The sequence below is a fragment of the Methylobacterium sp. Leaf100 genome, from assembly GCF_001422845.1.
In the GTDB taxonomy this organism is placed as follows: domain Bacteria; phylum Pseudomonadota; class Alphaproteobacteria; order Rhizobiales; family Beijerinckiaceae; genus Methylobacterium.
Genome location: NZ_LMMW01000005.1, coordinates 106,610 through 119,940, shown reverse-complemented (window position 1 = coordinate 119,940; position 13,331 = coordinate 106,610). Strand labels below are relative to the sequence as shown.

Annotated in this window: 20 protein-coding genes; 5 read left to right on the top strand and 15 right to left on the bottom strand. The window is 69.8% G+C overall.

All coding sequences use genetic code 11. The annotated features are described in order from the left end of the window. The 3 genes from ASF25_RS21815 to ASF25_RS05760 all read right to left on the bottom strand — a co-directional run. Positions 1 to 388: transposase (locus tag ASF25_RS21815; protein WP_244472914.1), on the bottom strand; the 388-nt coding region annotated here is incomplete at its 3' end. 243 nt (positions 389 to 631) lie between these two features. After that, positions 632 to 1,705: a calcium-binding protein gene (locus ASF25_RS05765; RefSeq protein WP_056266444.1), complete on the bottom strand. Its 1,074-nt coding sequence runs from the start codon at positions 1,703 to 1,705 to the stop codon at positions 632 to 634. 482 nt (positions 1,706 to 2,187) lie between these two features. After that, positions 2,188 to 2,949, bottom strand: coding sequence for a class I SAM-dependent methyltransferase (locus ASF25_RS05760; protein WP_056303820.1), 762 nt, complete (start codon positions 2,947 to 2,949; stop codon positions 2,188 to 2,190). Between the two features lie 225 nt (positions 2,950 to 3,174). Here ASF25_RS05760 and ASF25_RS05755 point away from each other — a divergent pair, with 225 nt between their 5' ends. Beyond that, positions 3,175 to 3,447 carry a hypothetical protein gene (locus ASF25_RS05755; protein ID WP_056176486.1) on the top strand — a complete coding sequence of 91 codons (273 nt, stop codon included), beginning with the start codon at positions 3,175 to 3,177 and terminating at the stop codon, positions 3,445 to 3,447. A gap of 72 nt (positions 3,448 to 3,519) precedes the next feature. On the opposite strand, the gene ASF25_RS05750 is transcribed toward ASF25_RS05755, so the two are convergent. The 4 genes from ASF25_RS05750 to ASF25_RS05735 form a co-directional block, all read right to left on the bottom strand. Then, entirely contained in the window at positions 3,520 to 3,876 is a 357-nt protein-coding gene (locus tag ASF25_RS05750) for a hypothetical protein (protein ID WP_056176483.1), read from the bottom strand. Between the two features lie 183 nt (positions 3,877 to 4,059). After that, a complete protein-coding gene (locus ASF25_RS05745; RefSeq protein WP_056176480.1) occupies positions 4,060 to 4,302 on the bottom strand; it encodes a hypothetical protein in 243 nt (80 codons plus the stop codon). A 145-nt stretch (positions 4,303 to 4,447) separates the two neighbouring features. Then, positions 4,448 to 5,179, bottom strand: a complete 732-nt coding sequence (locus tag ASF25_RS05740) for a GDSL-type esterase/lipase family protein (RefSeq protein ID WP_162239251.1) — start codon at positions 5,177 to 5,179, stop codon at positions 4,448 to 4,450. After that, entirely contained in the window at positions 5,176 to 6,576 is a 1,401-nt protein-coding gene (locus ASF25_RS05735; RefSeq protein WP_056303816.1) for an MFS transporter, read from the bottom strand. Before ASF25_RS05735 ends, ASF25_RS05740 begins: the two co-directional genes overlap by 4 nt. Positions 6,577 to 6,809: 233 nt before the next feature. Between ASF25_RS05735 and ASF25_RS05730 the strand changes: the two genes are divergently transcribed. Continuing rightward, positions 6,810 to 7,532 (top strand): DUF3750 domain-containing protein, encoded by a 723-nt coding sequence (locus tag ASF25_RS05730; RefSeq protein ID WP_056303841.1) that lies wholly within the window; start codon positions 6,810 to 6,812, stop codon positions 7,530 to 7,532. Between the two features lie 235 nt (positions 7,533 to 7,767). Beyond that, complete coding sequence (locus tag ASF25_RS05725; protein WP_056176472.1) at positions 7,768 to 8,019, top strand: hypothetical protein; 252 nt, start codon at positions 7,768 to 7,770, stop codon at positions 8,017 to 8,019. A gap of 53 nt (positions 8,020 to 8,072) precedes the next feature. Here the strand turns inward: ASF25_RS05725 and ASF25_RS05720 are convergent, their stop codons facing one another. Together ASF25_RS05720 and ASF25_RS05715 are read right to left on the bottom strand one after the other, a co-directional pair. After that, the gene (locus ASF25_RS05720) at positions 8,073 to 8,285 is read right to left on the bottom strand and encodes a DUF4287 domain-containing protein (RefSeq protein WP_056176468.1); all 213 of its coding nucleotides are present in this window, start codon (positions 8,283 to 8,285) and stop codon (positions 8,073 to 8,075) included. Positions 8,286 to 8,454: 169 nt separating this feature from the next. Then, complete coding sequence (locus tag ASF25_RS05715) at positions 8,455 to 8,817, bottom strand: hypothetical protein (protein ID WP_056176465.1); 363 nt, start codon at positions 8,815 to 8,817, stop codon at positions 8,455 to 8,457. A gap of 229 nt (positions 8,818 to 9,046) precedes the next feature. On the opposite strand from ASF25_RS05715, the gene wrbA reads away from it, so the two are divergent. Further along, on the top strand, positions 9,047 to 9,694 hold the full coding sequence (wrbA, locus tag ASF25_RS05710) for an NAD(P)H:quinone oxidoreductase (RefSeq protein WP_056303814.1): 648 nt from the start codon (positions 9,047 to 9,049) through the stop codon (positions 9,692 to 9,694). A 15-nt stretch (positions 9,695 to 9,709) separates the two neighbouring features. On the opposite strand, the gene ASF25_RS22570 is transcribed toward wrbA, so the two are convergent. From ASF25_RS22570 to ASF25_RS05690, 6 genes are all read right to left on the bottom strand, one after another. Then, positions 9,710 to 9,862, bottom strand: coding sequence for a hypothetical protein (locus ASF25_RS22570; RefSeq protein WP_156368872.1), 153 nt, complete (start codon positions 9,860 to 9,862; stop codon positions 9,710 to 9,712). A gap of 185 nt (positions 9,863 to 10,047) precedes the next feature. Then, positions 10,048 to 10,281, bottom strand: coding sequence for a hypothetical protein (locus tag ASF25_RS05705; RefSeq protein WP_056303812.1), 234 nt, complete (start codon positions 10,279 to 10,281; stop codon positions 10,048 to 10,050). A gap of 71 nt (positions 10,282 to 10,352) precedes the next feature. Continuing rightward, positions 10,353 to 10,571 carry a hypothetical protein gene (locus tag ASF25_RS05700; protein ID WP_056176456.1) on the bottom strand — a complete coding sequence of 73 codons (219 nt, stop codon included), beginning with the start codon at positions 10,569 to 10,571 and terminating at the stop codon, positions 10,353 to 10,355. Between the two features lie 229 nt (positions 10,572 to 10,800). Continuing rightward, on the bottom strand, positions 10,801 to 11,109 hold the full coding sequence (locus ASF25_RS05695; RefSeq protein ID WP_056176453.1) for a hypothetical protein: 309 nt from the start codon (positions 11,107 to 11,109) through the stop codon (positions 10,801 to 10,803). 112 nt (positions 11,110 to 11,221) lie between these two features. Then, positions 11,222 to 11,398 carry an Rmf/CrpP family protein gene (locus tag ASF25_RS23185; protein WP_200918814.1) on the bottom strand — a complete coding sequence of 59 codons (177 nt, stop codon included), beginning with the start codon at positions 11,396 to 11,398 and terminating at the stop codon, positions 11,222 to 11,224. 257 nt (positions 11,399 to 11,655) lie between these two features. Then, the gene (locus tag ASF25_RS05690) at positions 11,656 to 12,630 is read right to left on the bottom strand and encodes a LysR family transcriptional regulator (protein ID WP_244472913.1); all 975 of its coding nucleotides are present in this window, start codon (positions 12,628 to 12,630) and stop codon (positions 11,656 to 11,658) included. Positions 12,631 to 12,719: 89 nt separating this feature from the next. On the opposite strand from ASF25_RS05690, the gene ASF25_RS05685 reads away from it, so the two are divergent. Then, entirely contained in the window at positions 12,720 to 13,331 is a 612-nt protein-coding gene (locus ASF25_RS05685) for a YceI family protein (RefSeq protein ID WP_056266469.1), read from the top strand.

Here is a 13,331-nt window from a genome sequence, read left to right as displayed (position 1 = left end):
CGGCGGCCCCCGTGCCGACATGCCGGATACGTTTGTGCAGACCGGTCACAGGCAACTTCATCGGCGACCTTGCAGACGGGGCGGGCCATACGTTTTTTAGGACGTCGCGCTCCATGCGCGTCCGGTCGAGTTCACGCCGCAGACGGGCGATCTCGGCGGCTTGGTCGGAGGGAGACGCCACCGGGCTCGCAGGCGCGGCTCCCGGTGACCCTGCTCTCCGCGGTGGTGGGGAGCCACCCATCAGCGCCGAGCGCCACGGCACCAGCATCGAGGATTGGATCCCGAGCTCGGCTGCGATCTGCATCTGCGGCCGGCCGCTGCTGTCCAGCAGGGCCACCGCCGCGCGTTTGAACTCGGGGGTGAACTCGCGTCTCGTCTTGGCCCTCAAACACCTTCCCGGCCCGCAAGGAGCGTATCAAAGGTGTCCGTGAACGCGGGGGAGGATCAGTGCACCACTCCCGACCTCGGCCAACGCGTTGCCGGTGGGACGCCCGGCTCGTCGGGAGCATGGCCCGACATGGATCGAGCGCCGCGATCCGGCCGGATCACGACGCGCGACGGCGGTCCGCATTCGGCAGGATTACGGCGGGACGCGATGCCCCCGCCGACCCTCCGGGTAGCCGCTCAACCCTTAGGCGAAGAAATCGTAGCTGAACCCACTCACCCCGACCAGCAGCAGGCTGCCACCATCCTCGAACACGACCTGGGTTCCGGCCGACGTCGCGATGGCGTTGAAGGCCTGGCCGGCGAAATCGAGCCGGTCGCCTTCCGCAGCGTTGAAATCCAGGATCGTATTGGCGTTGTCGCCCGCAAAGGTCACGAACCGATCCGCGCCCGATCCACCCGTCAGGATGTCGTCGCCCTTGCCGCCGATGAGGATATCGTTGCCTTCGTTGCCGAAGATGCGGTCGGCTCCGCCATTGCCGTAGATCGTGTCGTTGCCGAGACCGCCGAAGATCACGTCGGCGGTGTCTTCGGGATTGACGAAACCGGTGCCGCCGAAGATCAGATCGTCGCCGGCATTGCCGTAGATCGTGTCGCTTCCCTCGCCGCCGACGATCACATCGGCCTCGTCCGTGACGTCGCCGGGGCCGGTCCCGCCGTAGAGGGTGTCGTCCCCGACGCCGCCGAAGATCAGGTCGCGCCCGGCCCCACCGTAGACGGTGTCGTTTCCGCCGTTCGCGAAGATCGAGTCGTTTCCGGCGCCGCCGTCGATGATATCCGCTGCGTCGGTCGGGTCGGCCTGTCCATCGCCGCCGTAGATCACGTCGTTGCCATCCTGGCCCGAAATCAAGTCCGACCCCTGGCCGCCGTAGAGCTGATCGTCTCCCGGTCCGCCCTCGATGGTATCGTCACCGGTTCGGCCGAAGAGTTGATCGTTGCCGGGTCCGCCGTAGATCTTGTCGTTGCCCGATCCACCGTCGAGCGTATCGTCGCCCGGGCCGCCGTTGAGGATGTCGTCGCCCCCGAGACCGAGCAGGGACCCGACCGTCCCCGTGACGACGGACAGCACGTCGGACCCTTCGCCCCCGGTGAGGAGCCCCACATCGGCGACGGCCGACACGACGCCGTTGGGGCCCAGCAGAGCGAGTTTCCCATCGACGTTCAGGAGTTGGCCGACGCCGATCGAGGCGGCGACATCGGCCACGGGGGTTTTCAGCGCTCCGGCGAGGCCAAGCGAGTCGAGCAGTGAAGGGTAAGCCATTGTCTTTCTCCAGCGACGCGAGAACATAACGCGCAGGAGTAGAAATGTTCAACTAGTCTAATCAGGGATCAGCTTTGCTTCGTTAGGAGTTCATTGCCGAATGAATAAAATTCGACGGAATTGAATCATCACTGCCCAAGAACCGCTCCTGTTTGTAGGGATATCGACCGCGCCGAGACTGGGACGCACGGCCGAGTTCGGCGCTCGGGCGCCCCTGAACATCGCGCTGAGCGCGACTGAATAGGGCCGTTCACTGCTTTCCCCGGCGAGGGGAAGCGCCCAGGGGCGGAGCTTTTCCCCAAGATCACGGCACGGCACAGACCCGGCCGGGTCGGTTTTTCGGATCTGTTGCTGGATTGTTGCTGCGATCCGCGCCGGGATCGTGCCAACTTTGCGGCGAGGTCACCGAGATCCGCGCCCGATCAGTTGTTGGGTCTCGGACCCGAGCCCGTCCGGCCAAAAGCCGGGCGGGCTTTTCGCCGTCAGCCCCCGAAGTAGAGCGTCAGGTCGTGATCGTTCGTGATCCGCGACGACGGCGTGATGTCGATGGTGCCGTACAAGTTATCGATCGCCGGGAGATCGTTGCCGAGCGCCCTGAACGCATCGACGATCGCGAAGTACTGGGTCTTGAGCGTCTTCGAGGCAGGATTCAGGTTCGTGACACAGACCAAGCCCGTCGGAGGACAGTCGACGTAGACGAGGCGAAGGTCGGGCCGGTACGTCTGCAGGATGGGAATGATCTTCCAGACATCCCCGGTCCAATGATAGGGGAAGCGGGTGTTCACCCCGAGCTGGGCAGACACCTTGGCGTTCCGCTCCGCCATTTCCGCATTGAGGGGCAGGCAATCGTGCAGGACGATCAACGTCCGATCCGACGCGATGGCTTCGGCGTTGAAGAAATCCCGCAGCAGGTACTCGAAGGTATGCATGCCGTCGAGGAAGATGAGATCGGGCGGACCGCCGGCCAGTGCTGCGTAATCGTACTCGGCAAAGAAGGTGTCGCTCGGCACCTGGACCAAGGTCACGATCGTCTTGCCGTGCGAAACATTGAAGGTGATGTCGAACGACGGGTCGACGCCGATGGCCGTTCGGGTGTGGATCTGGGACATGAGGTGTCCCTGACTGACGCCGACTTCGAGATAGCGCTTGCTGTCGCGGGCACGGCTCACGTGAGCCATGAACTCCATGTAGTGCAGCCCCGGATGGCTCTCGGGCAGATGGCGTGTCGGTTCAGGCGTGCTCATGCGTTCTCCCGTTGCTCGTGATGTGTCCCGCCTCGGTTTACTCGCATCCGCCCTCTCGTCACCCGTTCGGACGGTGGCGGACGTGGACCCGCCACGCGGCCGGGGGCATCCGCCACGTCGCACGCCAGGGGCGATGACTGCCACGAGCAAGCGTTCGGCGCGCAAGGTCGGGGATGAACATTTGAACGCTGCATGGCGTTGCTTCATTCCATGATAGGAGCAGCCATGAAGACGTTCATGCTTTCGACCTGTGTCTTGGCGCTGTCGTCCCTCGTCCTGGTGCAGATGGGCACGAGCGCGGACGCACGGTCTCGCCCGAAGAAACGTGGGATCGGGGTGGTCACCGCGCCCAACAGCACCGGCAACCGCCCGACCCGGACCATCTCCCGCGGGGCGACGGGCGCCGATACGATCACGAACAATTCGGCAGCGGGCGGCAACGCCGGCCGGCCCGAGCAGGCGGTGCCGAACAGCAGCGCGGGCGGAAGCAATCGCTGATCCGTCGCGACGGACGCGGCGAACGATCCCCGGTCCCGACATCCGCCCGGCGCCGGCTCCGGCCGGCCGCCCCTAGCGGAGCAGGTAGAGCGACACGCCGACCACCGTCGGGATGAGGAGGGCGACCCCGACGAAGGCCGGCATCACCCAGGCGTTCCGGCCGTGCGGCTGCGCCGAGTCGCGCACGCGCGGCGGGGCCGCCTCGGCCTTGCGCGCCAGGGCGACGCGTTCGGCCGAGGGCGGGTTTCCGGCGGCCTCGTCGTCGGTGCCGAGCTGCGACAGGCCGGGATCGTAATGGGACACCTTGTCGCCGGTTCGTCCGCTGTCGATGTCGGCCTTCAGCATCGCCGTCGTCGGTTCTCGCGAATCCGGCGGCGTTTCGACGGCGATGTTGCCGGGTGCCGGCGGGTCTTCGGATCGCAGGACCATGGGTCGTCTCCTCAGGTCGTCTCGGGATCGTCTGCTCGCGCTGTTGCAGAACCGACCTGTCGCAGGACAACGCGGGACGGCGTCGGCCGTTACGCCGCGGCCTGCGCTTTCCGACGCACCGTCGGGTTGCCCTCGGCACCGCGTCGGCGCGGCTCCGGGGGATGCCGGGCCCCGGTGCGAGCCCTACCGCGCGAGACTCGACGGGGCCTGCCACGCGACGCCCGCATGTTCACGCACGTCGCCATCCTTCGCACCCGTGTCCGCGTCGCTCGTCCAGTCGCTCGGCTCCACCACGTCGACCACCTCGTCGTCCGGGTAGGCGGCGGCCAGGAACAGTCTGGCCTCGCCCTCGGCGGATGCGCGGACGGTCACCAGGGGCCTGTCGCCCTCGGGCGAGCGGATGTTGGCGATGAAGAGCTTCGACATGTCCCATTCCCTCCGGCGGGCGGTGCGGCGCGCCGAAGGGACAACGCGCGCCGATCCCGGAGGGCGGCGGGGCGCGGGAGAATCTTGGCATTCAGGAGAATTCTGGGGCGCGGGAGAGGTGCAGGGCTCGGGCGCCCGGCCGGCCTCACGGCGTCCCGGGGGCGTCCCACTGCCGGCGGATCGCGGCGCCGAGGGCGGCGTAGCCCGGCGGCGCGAGGTGCACCGTGTCGGGTGCGAAGGCCGGGCATGGGTCCTCGTCGCAGCGCAGGGCGAGCTCCGCGCCGTCGACGATCACGGCGTTGCCCCGCTCGGCCAGGAGCGTCGCCCATTCGGCGTTGAGGCGCAGGCGCTCGGCATCGCGAAACGCGGATTTTCGGCCGCGCGGGAGAATGCCGACCACCACGAGCCGGGGCTTGCCCCACACGGCGTCGAGGCGCTCCAGCACCCGGCGGAGCCCCTCCCGGATCGCGCAGACCTTGTCGCCATAGCCGAGGTTGTTGGTTCCGAGCATGAGAAACACCGTGCGGGGTGCGAGCGCCGCGTAGCGGGCGTCCTGCAGGCGCCACAGCAAGTTCTGCGTCCGGTCGCTGCCGACGCCGAGGTTCAGCACATCGGCCCCGAAGGTGTCCCGGACCGACGCGTCGGGCCAGAGCTGCGTGAGGCTGTCCCCGAGGAGGACGACCTCCACGCCCCGTCGCTGCGAGGCCGCGGCCGCGATCGTCTCGGCGCGCCGATAGGCCAGGGCGCTCTGCGGCGGCACCGGAAACGTCGTCACCGTCGTGTCGGCGCTGTCGCAGGCCGCCTCGTCGGCCCGCGCCGGCGCGCCGGCGAGGAGGCCGAGGGCCACCAGGGCGCCGGCGCGGAGCCTCCGCCTCACGCGGCACCGCCCACGTCGTCGGGACGAACCGCGAGGCGCAGGAAGCTCACGGCGCTGGCGACACCCGCGAAGGCGCCGCCGAGCCCGAGGGCGAGGGCCGGCCCGTGCGCTTCCGCGAGGGTGAAGCACGCCGCCACCAGGGCCGCCCCCAGCGTCTGGCCGAGGAGGCGGGAGGTGGCGACGATGCCGCTGGCACCGCCCGACCGGGCGGCCGGGGCGCTCGTCATCAGGGCGCGCAGGTTCGGCGCCTGGAAGAAGCCGAAGCCGGCGCCGCAGAGCGCCATCCGCCAACTGATCTCGAACACGGTCGGGTTCGCCGGCAGGGCCGCGAGCAGCCCCATGCCGAGGGCGAGGACGGCGAGTCCGAGGCCACCGAGCAGGCCCGGCGGGTAGCGGTCCGAGAGGCGTCCGGCCACGGGAGCCAGCACGGCGACGAGCATGGGCCAGGGCGTCATCAGGAACCCGGTCTCGACCTGACTGCGTCCGAGGGTGTGCTGGAACAGGAACGGAAGGGAGACGAAGGCGAGGCCCTGGGCCGCGAACGAGCACAAAGCCGTCATCGCCGAGAGGGCGAAGAGCGGACGCCCGAGGAGGTCGGCGGCCAGCATGGGGGCCGGATGCCCTGCCTGCCGGCGCAGGAGCAGGGCGAAGCAGGCGAAGGCACCCGCGACCTCCGCCCCGATGTGCCAGAGCGGCGCCTCGTGGGCGGCCTCGCCGAGCCCGAGGATGAGAAGCGCGAAGGCGGCGGCGTTCAGGAACGCGCCGGGAATGTCGAACCGATTGCCGGAGCGGCCGGTCTCCGGCAGGGCGGTCCAGGCCAGCGCCAGGGCGCCGAGGCCGATGGGCACGTTGATGGCGAACAGCCACGGCCACGGCGCCGTCACGAGGATCAGGGAGGCCACGGTGGGGCCGACGGCGAAGCCGATTCCGACCACGAAGGCGTTGAGCCCGACGCCCCGCCCGAGCTGGTTCGCCGGGTAGATGAAGCGGATGAGGGCGATGTTGACGGCCATCAGGGCGCTCGCGCCGATCCCCTGGAACACCCGCGCGGCGACGAGGGTCGGCAGCGACCAGGCTAGGGCGCAGACGAGGGAGGCCGCGGTGAACAGCACGAAGCCGCCGATGTAGATCCGCTGCTGCCCGATGATCTCGCCGAGCGCCGCGATGGGCAGCAGGGTCGCCACCACGGCGAGCTGATAGGCGTTGACGATCCATACCGAGTCGCCCGCATCGACGCCGAGGCTGGCCGCGATGGTCGGCAGGGCCGTGTTGGCGATGGCGGTGTCGAGGGTGGCGAGGCCGACGCCCGTGAGCACCGCCACCATCGCCCGGCCGCGCTGGCCCGGCGGGAGGCCGTCCCGGACGGGCGGGGCCGGCATCGGGATCGATGGAAGCATGGGGCTGGACTCGCGGCGGCGACGGGATGCTGCATGCGTCCGCCGCCCAGGCTTGGCAAGGTCTTCGACCGGCGCCACGGCCGAGTCTTCGACCAGATCCCCCGAAGGCAGGCGGTGCGAGGACAGGCGGTGCCGGACGGCACGATGACGCCGCACGCCTCTGCCGTAGGTTCCGGGGACATCCTAGATCAGGGATCTCGCGCTTTCCCCACCATGAGACCTCCGTGCTCCGCATCGCCCTCCTCGTCTTCGCCGTCGTGTTCCTCGCGCCGATCGCGGTCTCGGCCGCCCTCTACTACCTCAGGAACGACATCGCGGACTGGCGCTCGGCCGACCGCTCGAGCGCGGGCCTGCTGCCGCCCGCCGCGCGGAACCCGCAGGCCGTCGTGCGGGTGTTCTCGGCCCGCACCGTGAGCTGGCGCGGCATCGTCGCGAGCCACAGCTGGATCGTCGTGAAGGGGGCGGGCGACCGCGCCTACCAGCGGTTCGACTACACGGCCTGGGGCATGCCGATCTGGATCGACCGCTTCGTGCCGGACGGGCGCTGGTTCGGCAGCGCCCCGGAGGTGATCTTCGCCGCCGACGGGGGGGAAGCGGAGCGGATGCTGCCGCGCATCCGGGCCACCATCGCCAATTACCGCTACGCCAAGGTCGGGGATTACCGGCTGTGGCCCGGTCCGAACTCGAACACCTTCGTGGCGGCGGTGATGAGTTCGGTGCCGGAGATGCGGGCGAGCCTGCCGGCCACCGCCATCGGCAAGGACTTCCCCTATGACGGCCGCTGGTTCGGCACGACGCCCTCGGGCACCGGGATCCGGATCAATCTCGGCGGCTATCTCGGGCTGACGCTCGGCTGGGTCGAAGGGCTGGAGGTCAACATCCTCGGTGCCGTCGCCGGCCTCGATCTGCGCCGCCCCGGCCTGAAGCTGCCCGGCCTCGGCCGCGTCGGGGTCTGATACTGTCTTCGGATGATCCATTCGGAGACAGTCTCAGGCAGCCCGCGCGGCGCCTGAGCGAAGCCCAAATCCGCATCGCGAAGCGATCGACCGGATTTGGTATGACCGGCCGGCGCCGGACCGCGTCTCCCGCGGTCAGCCGGTCGACAACCGCGGCGGTCGGCTGGCATGAAGCGCCGTCTTGAAGTGCCGTCCTGCCGGCCGGCTCCCGCCACCCCGCCCGTCCGAGCCCCCCATGCACGCCACCGAAACCGACAGCCTGTGGTTTCACGACAACCCCGAGCGGCAGTTCCGGCTTCGCCGCCAGACGCCCGCCGAGATCCGGCAATGGCCCGTGCCGCCCGATGCGACGCAGACCGCCTGGTGCGTCATCCGCCGGGAAGACGGGGCCCTCGAAGCGTTCGGCCTGGCCGAAGGGGACACCTGGGACGATGCGGACGACGAGCTGGCCCCGTTCTTCGCCAAGCTCCGGGGCGACGGGCCCTGACCCCCGGGCGGACGGGCGCACGAACGCCGCCTCGTGCCGGCCGCGTCCCGCCGCTAACCCTTCTCGGCCGCCAGAACATGCGCCACCAGGGCGTTGGCGTGGCCATGGCCCATGCCGTGCTCGGTCTTCAGCAGGGCGACGAGGGCCATGTGCTTTGCCGGAAGATGCCGGCGCACCAGCGCCTGCCACTCCGCGATGGGACGTCCGTACCTCTTCTCGATGGACGGGAAGTAGGATGCCGGACCCTTGATCGCCGCGTCGCTCACTGCCGCTCGTGCTCCGGTTCGTCGGGACCGGGCATCAGTTTCGCCGCGGCGTCTCGGAAGCGCAAGATCGGGCGAGGCCGGCGATCCGGTCCGGCGGGGCGCTTCCGGCGCCGGCGAACAGGCGGTCCACCGCCGGCACATCGTCCCGCGCCGGCCCGTGCGAACCCGCTCAGTTGTCGACGGTCAGCGAGGCCTTCGAGACAGGCATCGCCGCCGGCGCCGCATCGGCGACTTGTCCGGTGATGTCGAGCTGTCCGGCGATGGTGTGGGCCGGTACGGCGCCGAACCGGTCCTTGGCGATCTGCCCCAGAACCATCACGAACAACAGGGCCATCAGCGCGTTCGCGGCGATTCGGGCCGGACGCGCGGCGTCGCGCACGGAGAGCAGCAGCGCATCCGTCGCGTCGGAGGCCGGGCCGGGCAACGGGCCGGAACCGTCGGAAATCGGGAGCAGCCACGGCTCGCTCGGCAGGGCGGAGGCGCCTCCCATCTCGTGGGCGCCGGGCAGGTTTTGGAACAGTCCGGTCGACATTCCATCCTCCTGTGGAGTTGCGGGGCAGGCCAGTCTGGCGGGCCGTTCGTTCATGATCCGTTAATCAGGAACACTGTGTTCATTTTGCGTTCAGGAAGGCGGAACGGCAAGGGCCTGCCGCGCGGTGCCTGCCGCGCGAGGCCTGCGTCGAGGCGGCGCGACCCTTTGGCAGGGGCGGGTTCCATCGGGGCTCGGAGCGCTACTTGAGGCGTTCACCCAGGATCATGCCGTGCCCCAACCCAAAGCCGACCCGCCGCGCCTGCTGATCGTGTTCTACTCGCGATCCGGCTCCGTCGAAACACTGGCGGTCACCGCCGCGGAGACCGCCCGGGCGTCCGGTGCCACGGTTCGGCTCCGCCGGGCCCGCGAGGTCGTCGACCACGACACGATGGCAAAGGTCGAGGGCTGGGCCGAGAGCGCGACGCGGCAGAACGCGCTCTACGAAGCGCCGACGCACGAAGACGCGGAATGGGCCGACGCCATCCTGTTCGGCACGCCGTGCTATTTCGGCGCCATGGCGACGGAGCTGAAAGCGTTCCTCGATCGGCTCGGACCTCAGTGGAAGCGCGGAGCCCTGGCGGGAAAGGTCGGCGGCGCCTTCGCGACCGCGTCCTGGCCGCATGGCGGGTCCGAGGTGGTCACGCTCTCGCTCTACGCGCCGATGGCCCATCTCGGCATGGTCATCCTGCCCACGGGCTACACCGACGCGGCGATGCTGGAAGCGGGCTCGCCCTACGGCGCCTCGTCCATCGTCGGCGCCGAGAACCGTGATCCGTGTCCGGAGGACCTTGACGCCATCCGGCACCAGAGCCGACGCACGGTGGCGATCGCCCGGGCGCTCGTGGCCGCCGGCGAGATGCCGAGCCGTCGCGACTGACGGGCCGAAGCCGATTCAGATGAAGTGCCGAAACACGACCTGTGCCGAGGCCTCGCCCGCCGGCTCGCGCGTCTCGGCTGGGCCGCTCCGGCCGGCGCCGGAGAGACCCGCCGGCGCGACGAGGGCGAGGAGCGTCAGCAGCCAGCGGACGGGACGGGCGACGGGCATGGGAGCCTCACGGGCTGGATCGGGATCGGAGCGTCGCCTTCGATAGGGCTTGCGCATGGCAGGGATGTTTCCTGCAGCGATACGTCCTGCGCCGATGTTTCATGCCCCCGATCCGTTCGTTTCGCGGTGCCCGAACGCACCCGATGCGGCGCGTCCTCGCCCCTCGGGCCGGCGCCGGGGCCTCCTCAGCGCTTGGCGACTTTGGTCGCTTTGGTCGCCTTGGCGGCAGGCTTCGGAGCGGCGGCGTCCTCGGCATCGCGGGCCAGCCGCTCGGCTTTCAGGCGCACGATCTGGTCGTCGCGGGCCGCCTCCCGCGCCTTCACCTCTTCCCAGACCTGTCCGGCCGTGTCGGCCCGCTCCGCGGCCCGTGCGGCCCTGGTCTCGGCGCGATCCTGGCTGCCGCTCTTGTCCTGTGTCATTGGCGATCCTCCAAATGGTGCGCCCCTCGGGGTCCGTGTCGCGTTCGCGGAACCTGAGGGTCCCGCGAGGGTCACGGACGGGGGGCGGGGGTCGGGGTCTGCGGCGTGGGTGCGGGCACCGGCTGCTGCGGGTTCGTCGTCGGTGCGGCCTGATCGTCCGACAGGGTCTGGTTCGCTTTGGTCTGCAGCTGATCGGCCGTCTGCTGGTTGATGAGTCCATACGAGACCGCGGCCGCGAGCGCGACCGCGATGATCGCACCGATGATCGTCTTGGAGAGCTTGCTCTGCATGGATTCACCTTGTCCGGGCCGTGGTCCGGGCCGTGTCACGGAGGGTGACCTGCGCCGATCGCGGACGGTCGGTTTCGAGGAGGGGGCGAGACGTCGGTCGCGATCCGGATGGAGCGCCGGGACACCAAGCCTCCGGCGCGACGAAGTTCTGACGACACGGGATCCTTACGAGAAAAAGCCCCGCCGCGGCGTGCGCGGCAGGGCTTTCGAAGTCACGGATCGCGCCGTTTCAGTAGCCCCGGCCGTAGTAACCCGGTCCGCCGCGATCGTAGGCGCCGGCAGCTGCCGCGCCCGCCGCGACGCCCGCGATCCCGAGGCCGACGGCCGCTCCGGTCGACAGACCGCGCCGGTCCCGGCGATCGCCCCGCCGGTCGTAGCCGCGATCCCGGTCGTAGCCCCGGTCGATTCCGCGCCCGTAGCCGCGGCCATAACCGCCATCGCGGTCACCGCCGTATCCGTAACCCTGTGCCTGAGCACCGGTCGCGCCAAGAGCTCCGAGAGAGAGCGTAACGGCGGAAATGAGAGCGAGCTTACGCATCGATGTCTCCTTCGCTGTTGCGTTGGGGAGCCAACGTGACGCGATGCGAAGTGTTCCGATTTCCGGGCATGTTCCAATGTTGGGCCGGGAAGCGCCCGGAAGGAGCTGCGCTTCACCCCAGGCGCGGGTCGGGGCCGTCGTCGCGGGGCGTCCCATCGTAGCCTTCCATCCAGGCCGCCCGTTCCTCGCTGTCGCGCGGGTAGGGACAGGCATCCTTCGGACGGCCGTGGATCCGGGCCTGGGCGCCTTCTTCGATGGGATCGGGGCGTGAATGACGGGTCTGGGCCATGGCGACGACTCCGTGTTCGAAACACATCGCTTCAACGGCTCCGCGCGGGGCAGGATCCCGCGGCATAACGGGCCCTCCGGTCGGCGGCGCCCGTCAGGACCGTTCCCGCTCCCGGTCGCCAAACCGGGCACGGTGTCTGCTGGCCGCCCCACGGTTCTGGAGCTGCGCCCGACCACGTCGGGTCGGGCGCAGCTCCAGGCTCTTGTCTCGCCGCGCTCCTATCCTCCGGACCGGTATCCACTTCGGCAGAAGCCACTCTAGCGCGGCTTGAACTCCACGGACGACCGCTTCGCGATCTCGGTTCGCACATGCTCACGGAACAGGCGCACGCGTGCGGGCAACTCCCGCCCCGCCAGGCTCACCGCCCGCAAGGCTCCCCCGGTGGTCGCCCACGGTTCGAGCACCCGCACCAGCCGCCCCGCCGCGACGCTCCGTGAGGCGATGAAGCTCGGGAGGTGCCCAATGCCCGCCCCCGCAAGGGTCAAGCGAAGCGCGGTCGCGAAATCGCTCACCCGAATGGCCGGCCGGAGGCCGACCTGCTCCATGCGCCCCCCGCCGTCGTCGAGCAGGATGCCCATCACGCCGGCTCGCTCGCGCGCCAGGATCACGTCGTGGTCCGCCAGGGCCGCCGGGTTCGCGGGGGGCGGCTTCGAAGCGAGGTAGGCGGGCGCCGCATAGAGCCCCAGCCAGACGTCCAGGATCTGGGTGGCCCGGTAGCCGGTTTCCTCCACGTCCCCCAGGCGCAGGGCGAGGTCGATCCGGTTGGCCGCCAGATCCAGGCGCGTGTCGGTGTTCAGCATCTCGACGGTGATCTGCGGGTACGCCATCCGGAAGCTGGCGACGATCTCGGGCATCACCTCGATGCCGAAATCGACGGAGGTGGTGATCCGCAGGTGCCCTGCCGGCACCGTCGATGCGCCACGGGCGGTCTCCGCCGCCTCGTCGAGGAGCGCCAGGCATTCCTGGGCCTTTGCGTAGAAGGCGAGACCTTCCGCCGTCGGTGAGACCGCGCGGGGGTGGCGGGCCATCAGGGTGGCGCCCAGGGCCGCCTCCAGTCGCGAGAGCCGTCGGCTGACGCTGCCCTTGGTCTCCCGGAGGCTCGCCGCCGCCGCCGTGACCGTGCCGAGATCGATGACGGCACAGAACGCCCGCAGATCGTCGAGATTGCCGCCGAAGGTTTCCGATTTCGCAACCATGTAGTGCCGGATAGCAGGCTCTACGGGACCGGCCAACGGGACTATCCGGACCTTCGTCGGGTCGCGGCGCCCTCCCGACCCCCTCGCGCGCGCCGCGACAGCCCACTCACGTTTCGGAGACGATCATGAAACTCCTCCTCGCTTCCGGCCTCGCCCTCGCCGTCGCCCTCGGGGGCGGCGCGTCGGCCCAGACGCCGCCGACCCGGGACCCCGCCCAGATCCAGGCCGGCACCTACGCCGTCGATCCCGGCCACACCCAGGTCGGCTGGCGCGTGTCCCACATGGGCTTCTCGAACTATGCCGGCGGCTTCTCGGACGTCTCCGGCACCCTCGACCTCCAGCCCAAGAACCCGGCCGCCTCGAAGCTCGCCATCAAGATCCCCGTCGCCTCGGTGACGACGACCAGCGACAAGCTCACCGGAGAACTCAAGGGCGACCAGTGGCTCGACGCGGGCAAGTTCCCCGAGATGACCTTCGTGTCGACCAAGGTGACGCCCGACGGCAAGGACAAGGCCAAGGTCCTGGGCAACCTGACCCTTCACGGCGTGACCAAGCCCGTGACCCTGGACGTGACCCTCGTCGGCGCCGGCGTGAACCCCCTCAACAAGAAGGTCACGGTCGGCTTCGAGGCGGCCGGGACGCTCAAGCGCTCCGAGTTCGGCGTGAAGACCTACGTCCCGCTGATCGGCGACGACCTGCACCTCACCATCGCGGGCGCCTTCGAGCGCCAGGACTGA

What these genes read in the sequence shown, in the direction of transcription:
- ASF25_RS05765 (WP_056266444.1), bottom strand. Translation starts at nt 1,705, where the DNA reads ATGGCTTACCCTTCACTGCTCGACTCGCTTGGCCTCGCCGGAGCGCTG.
- ASF25_RS05760 (WP_056303820.1), bottom strand. Translation starts at nt 2,949, where the DNA reads ATGAGCACGCCTGAACCGACACGCCATCTGCCCGAGAGCCATCCGGGG.
- ASF25_RS05755 (WP_056176486.1), top strand. Translation starts at nt 3,175, where the DNA reads ATGAAGACGTTCATGCTTTCGACCTGTGTCTTGGCGCTGTCGTCCCTC.
- ASF25_RS05750 (WP_056176483.1), bottom strand. Translation starts at nt 3,876, where the DNA reads ATGGTCCTGCGATCCGAAGACCCGCCGGCACCCGGCAACATCGCCGTC.
- ASF25_RS05745 (WP_056176480.1), bottom strand. Translation starts at nt 4,302, where the DNA reads ATGTCGAAGCTCTTCATCGCCAACATCCGCTCGCCCGAGGGCGACAGG.
- ASF25_RS05735 (WP_056303816.1), bottom strand. Translation starts at nt 6,576, where the DNA reads ATGCTTCCATCGATCCCGATGCCGGCCCCGCCCGTCCGGGACGGCCTC.
- ASF25_RS05725 (WP_056176472.1), top strand. Translation starts at nt 7,768, where the DNA reads ATGCACGCCACCGAAACCGACAGCCTGTGGTTTCACGACAACCCCGAG.
- ASF25_RS05715 (WP_056176465.1), bottom strand. Translation starts at nt 8,817, where the DNA reads ATGTCGACCGGACTGTTCCAAAACCTGCCCGGCGCCCACGAGATGGGA.
- ASF25_RS22570 (WP_156368872.1), bottom strand. Translation starts at nt 9,862, where the DNA reads ATGCCCGTCGCCCGTCCCGTCCGCTGGCTGCTGACGCTCCTCGCCCTC.
- ASF25_RS05705 (WP_056303812.1), bottom strand. Translation starts at nt 10,281, where the DNA reads ATGACACAGGACAAGAGCGGCAGCCAGGATCGCGCCGAGACCAGGGCC.
- ASF25_RS05700 (WP_056176456.1), bottom strand. Translation starts at nt 10,571, where the DNA reads ATGCAGAGCAAGCTCTCCAAGACGATCATCGGTGCGATCATCGCGGTC.
- ASF25_RS05695 (WP_056176453.1), bottom strand. Translation starts at nt 11,109, where the DNA reads ATGCGTAAGCTCGCTCTCATTTCCGCCGTTACGCTCTCTCTCGGAGCT.
- ASF25_RS23185 (WP_200918814.1), bottom strand. Translation starts at nt 11,398, where the DNA reads ATGGCCCAGACCCGTCATTCACGCCCCGATCCCATCGAAGAAGGCGCC.
- ASF25_RS05685 (WP_056266469.1), top strand. Translation starts at nt 12,720, where the DNA reads ATGAAACTCCTCCTCGCTTCCGGCCTCGCCCTCGCCGTCGCCCTCGGG.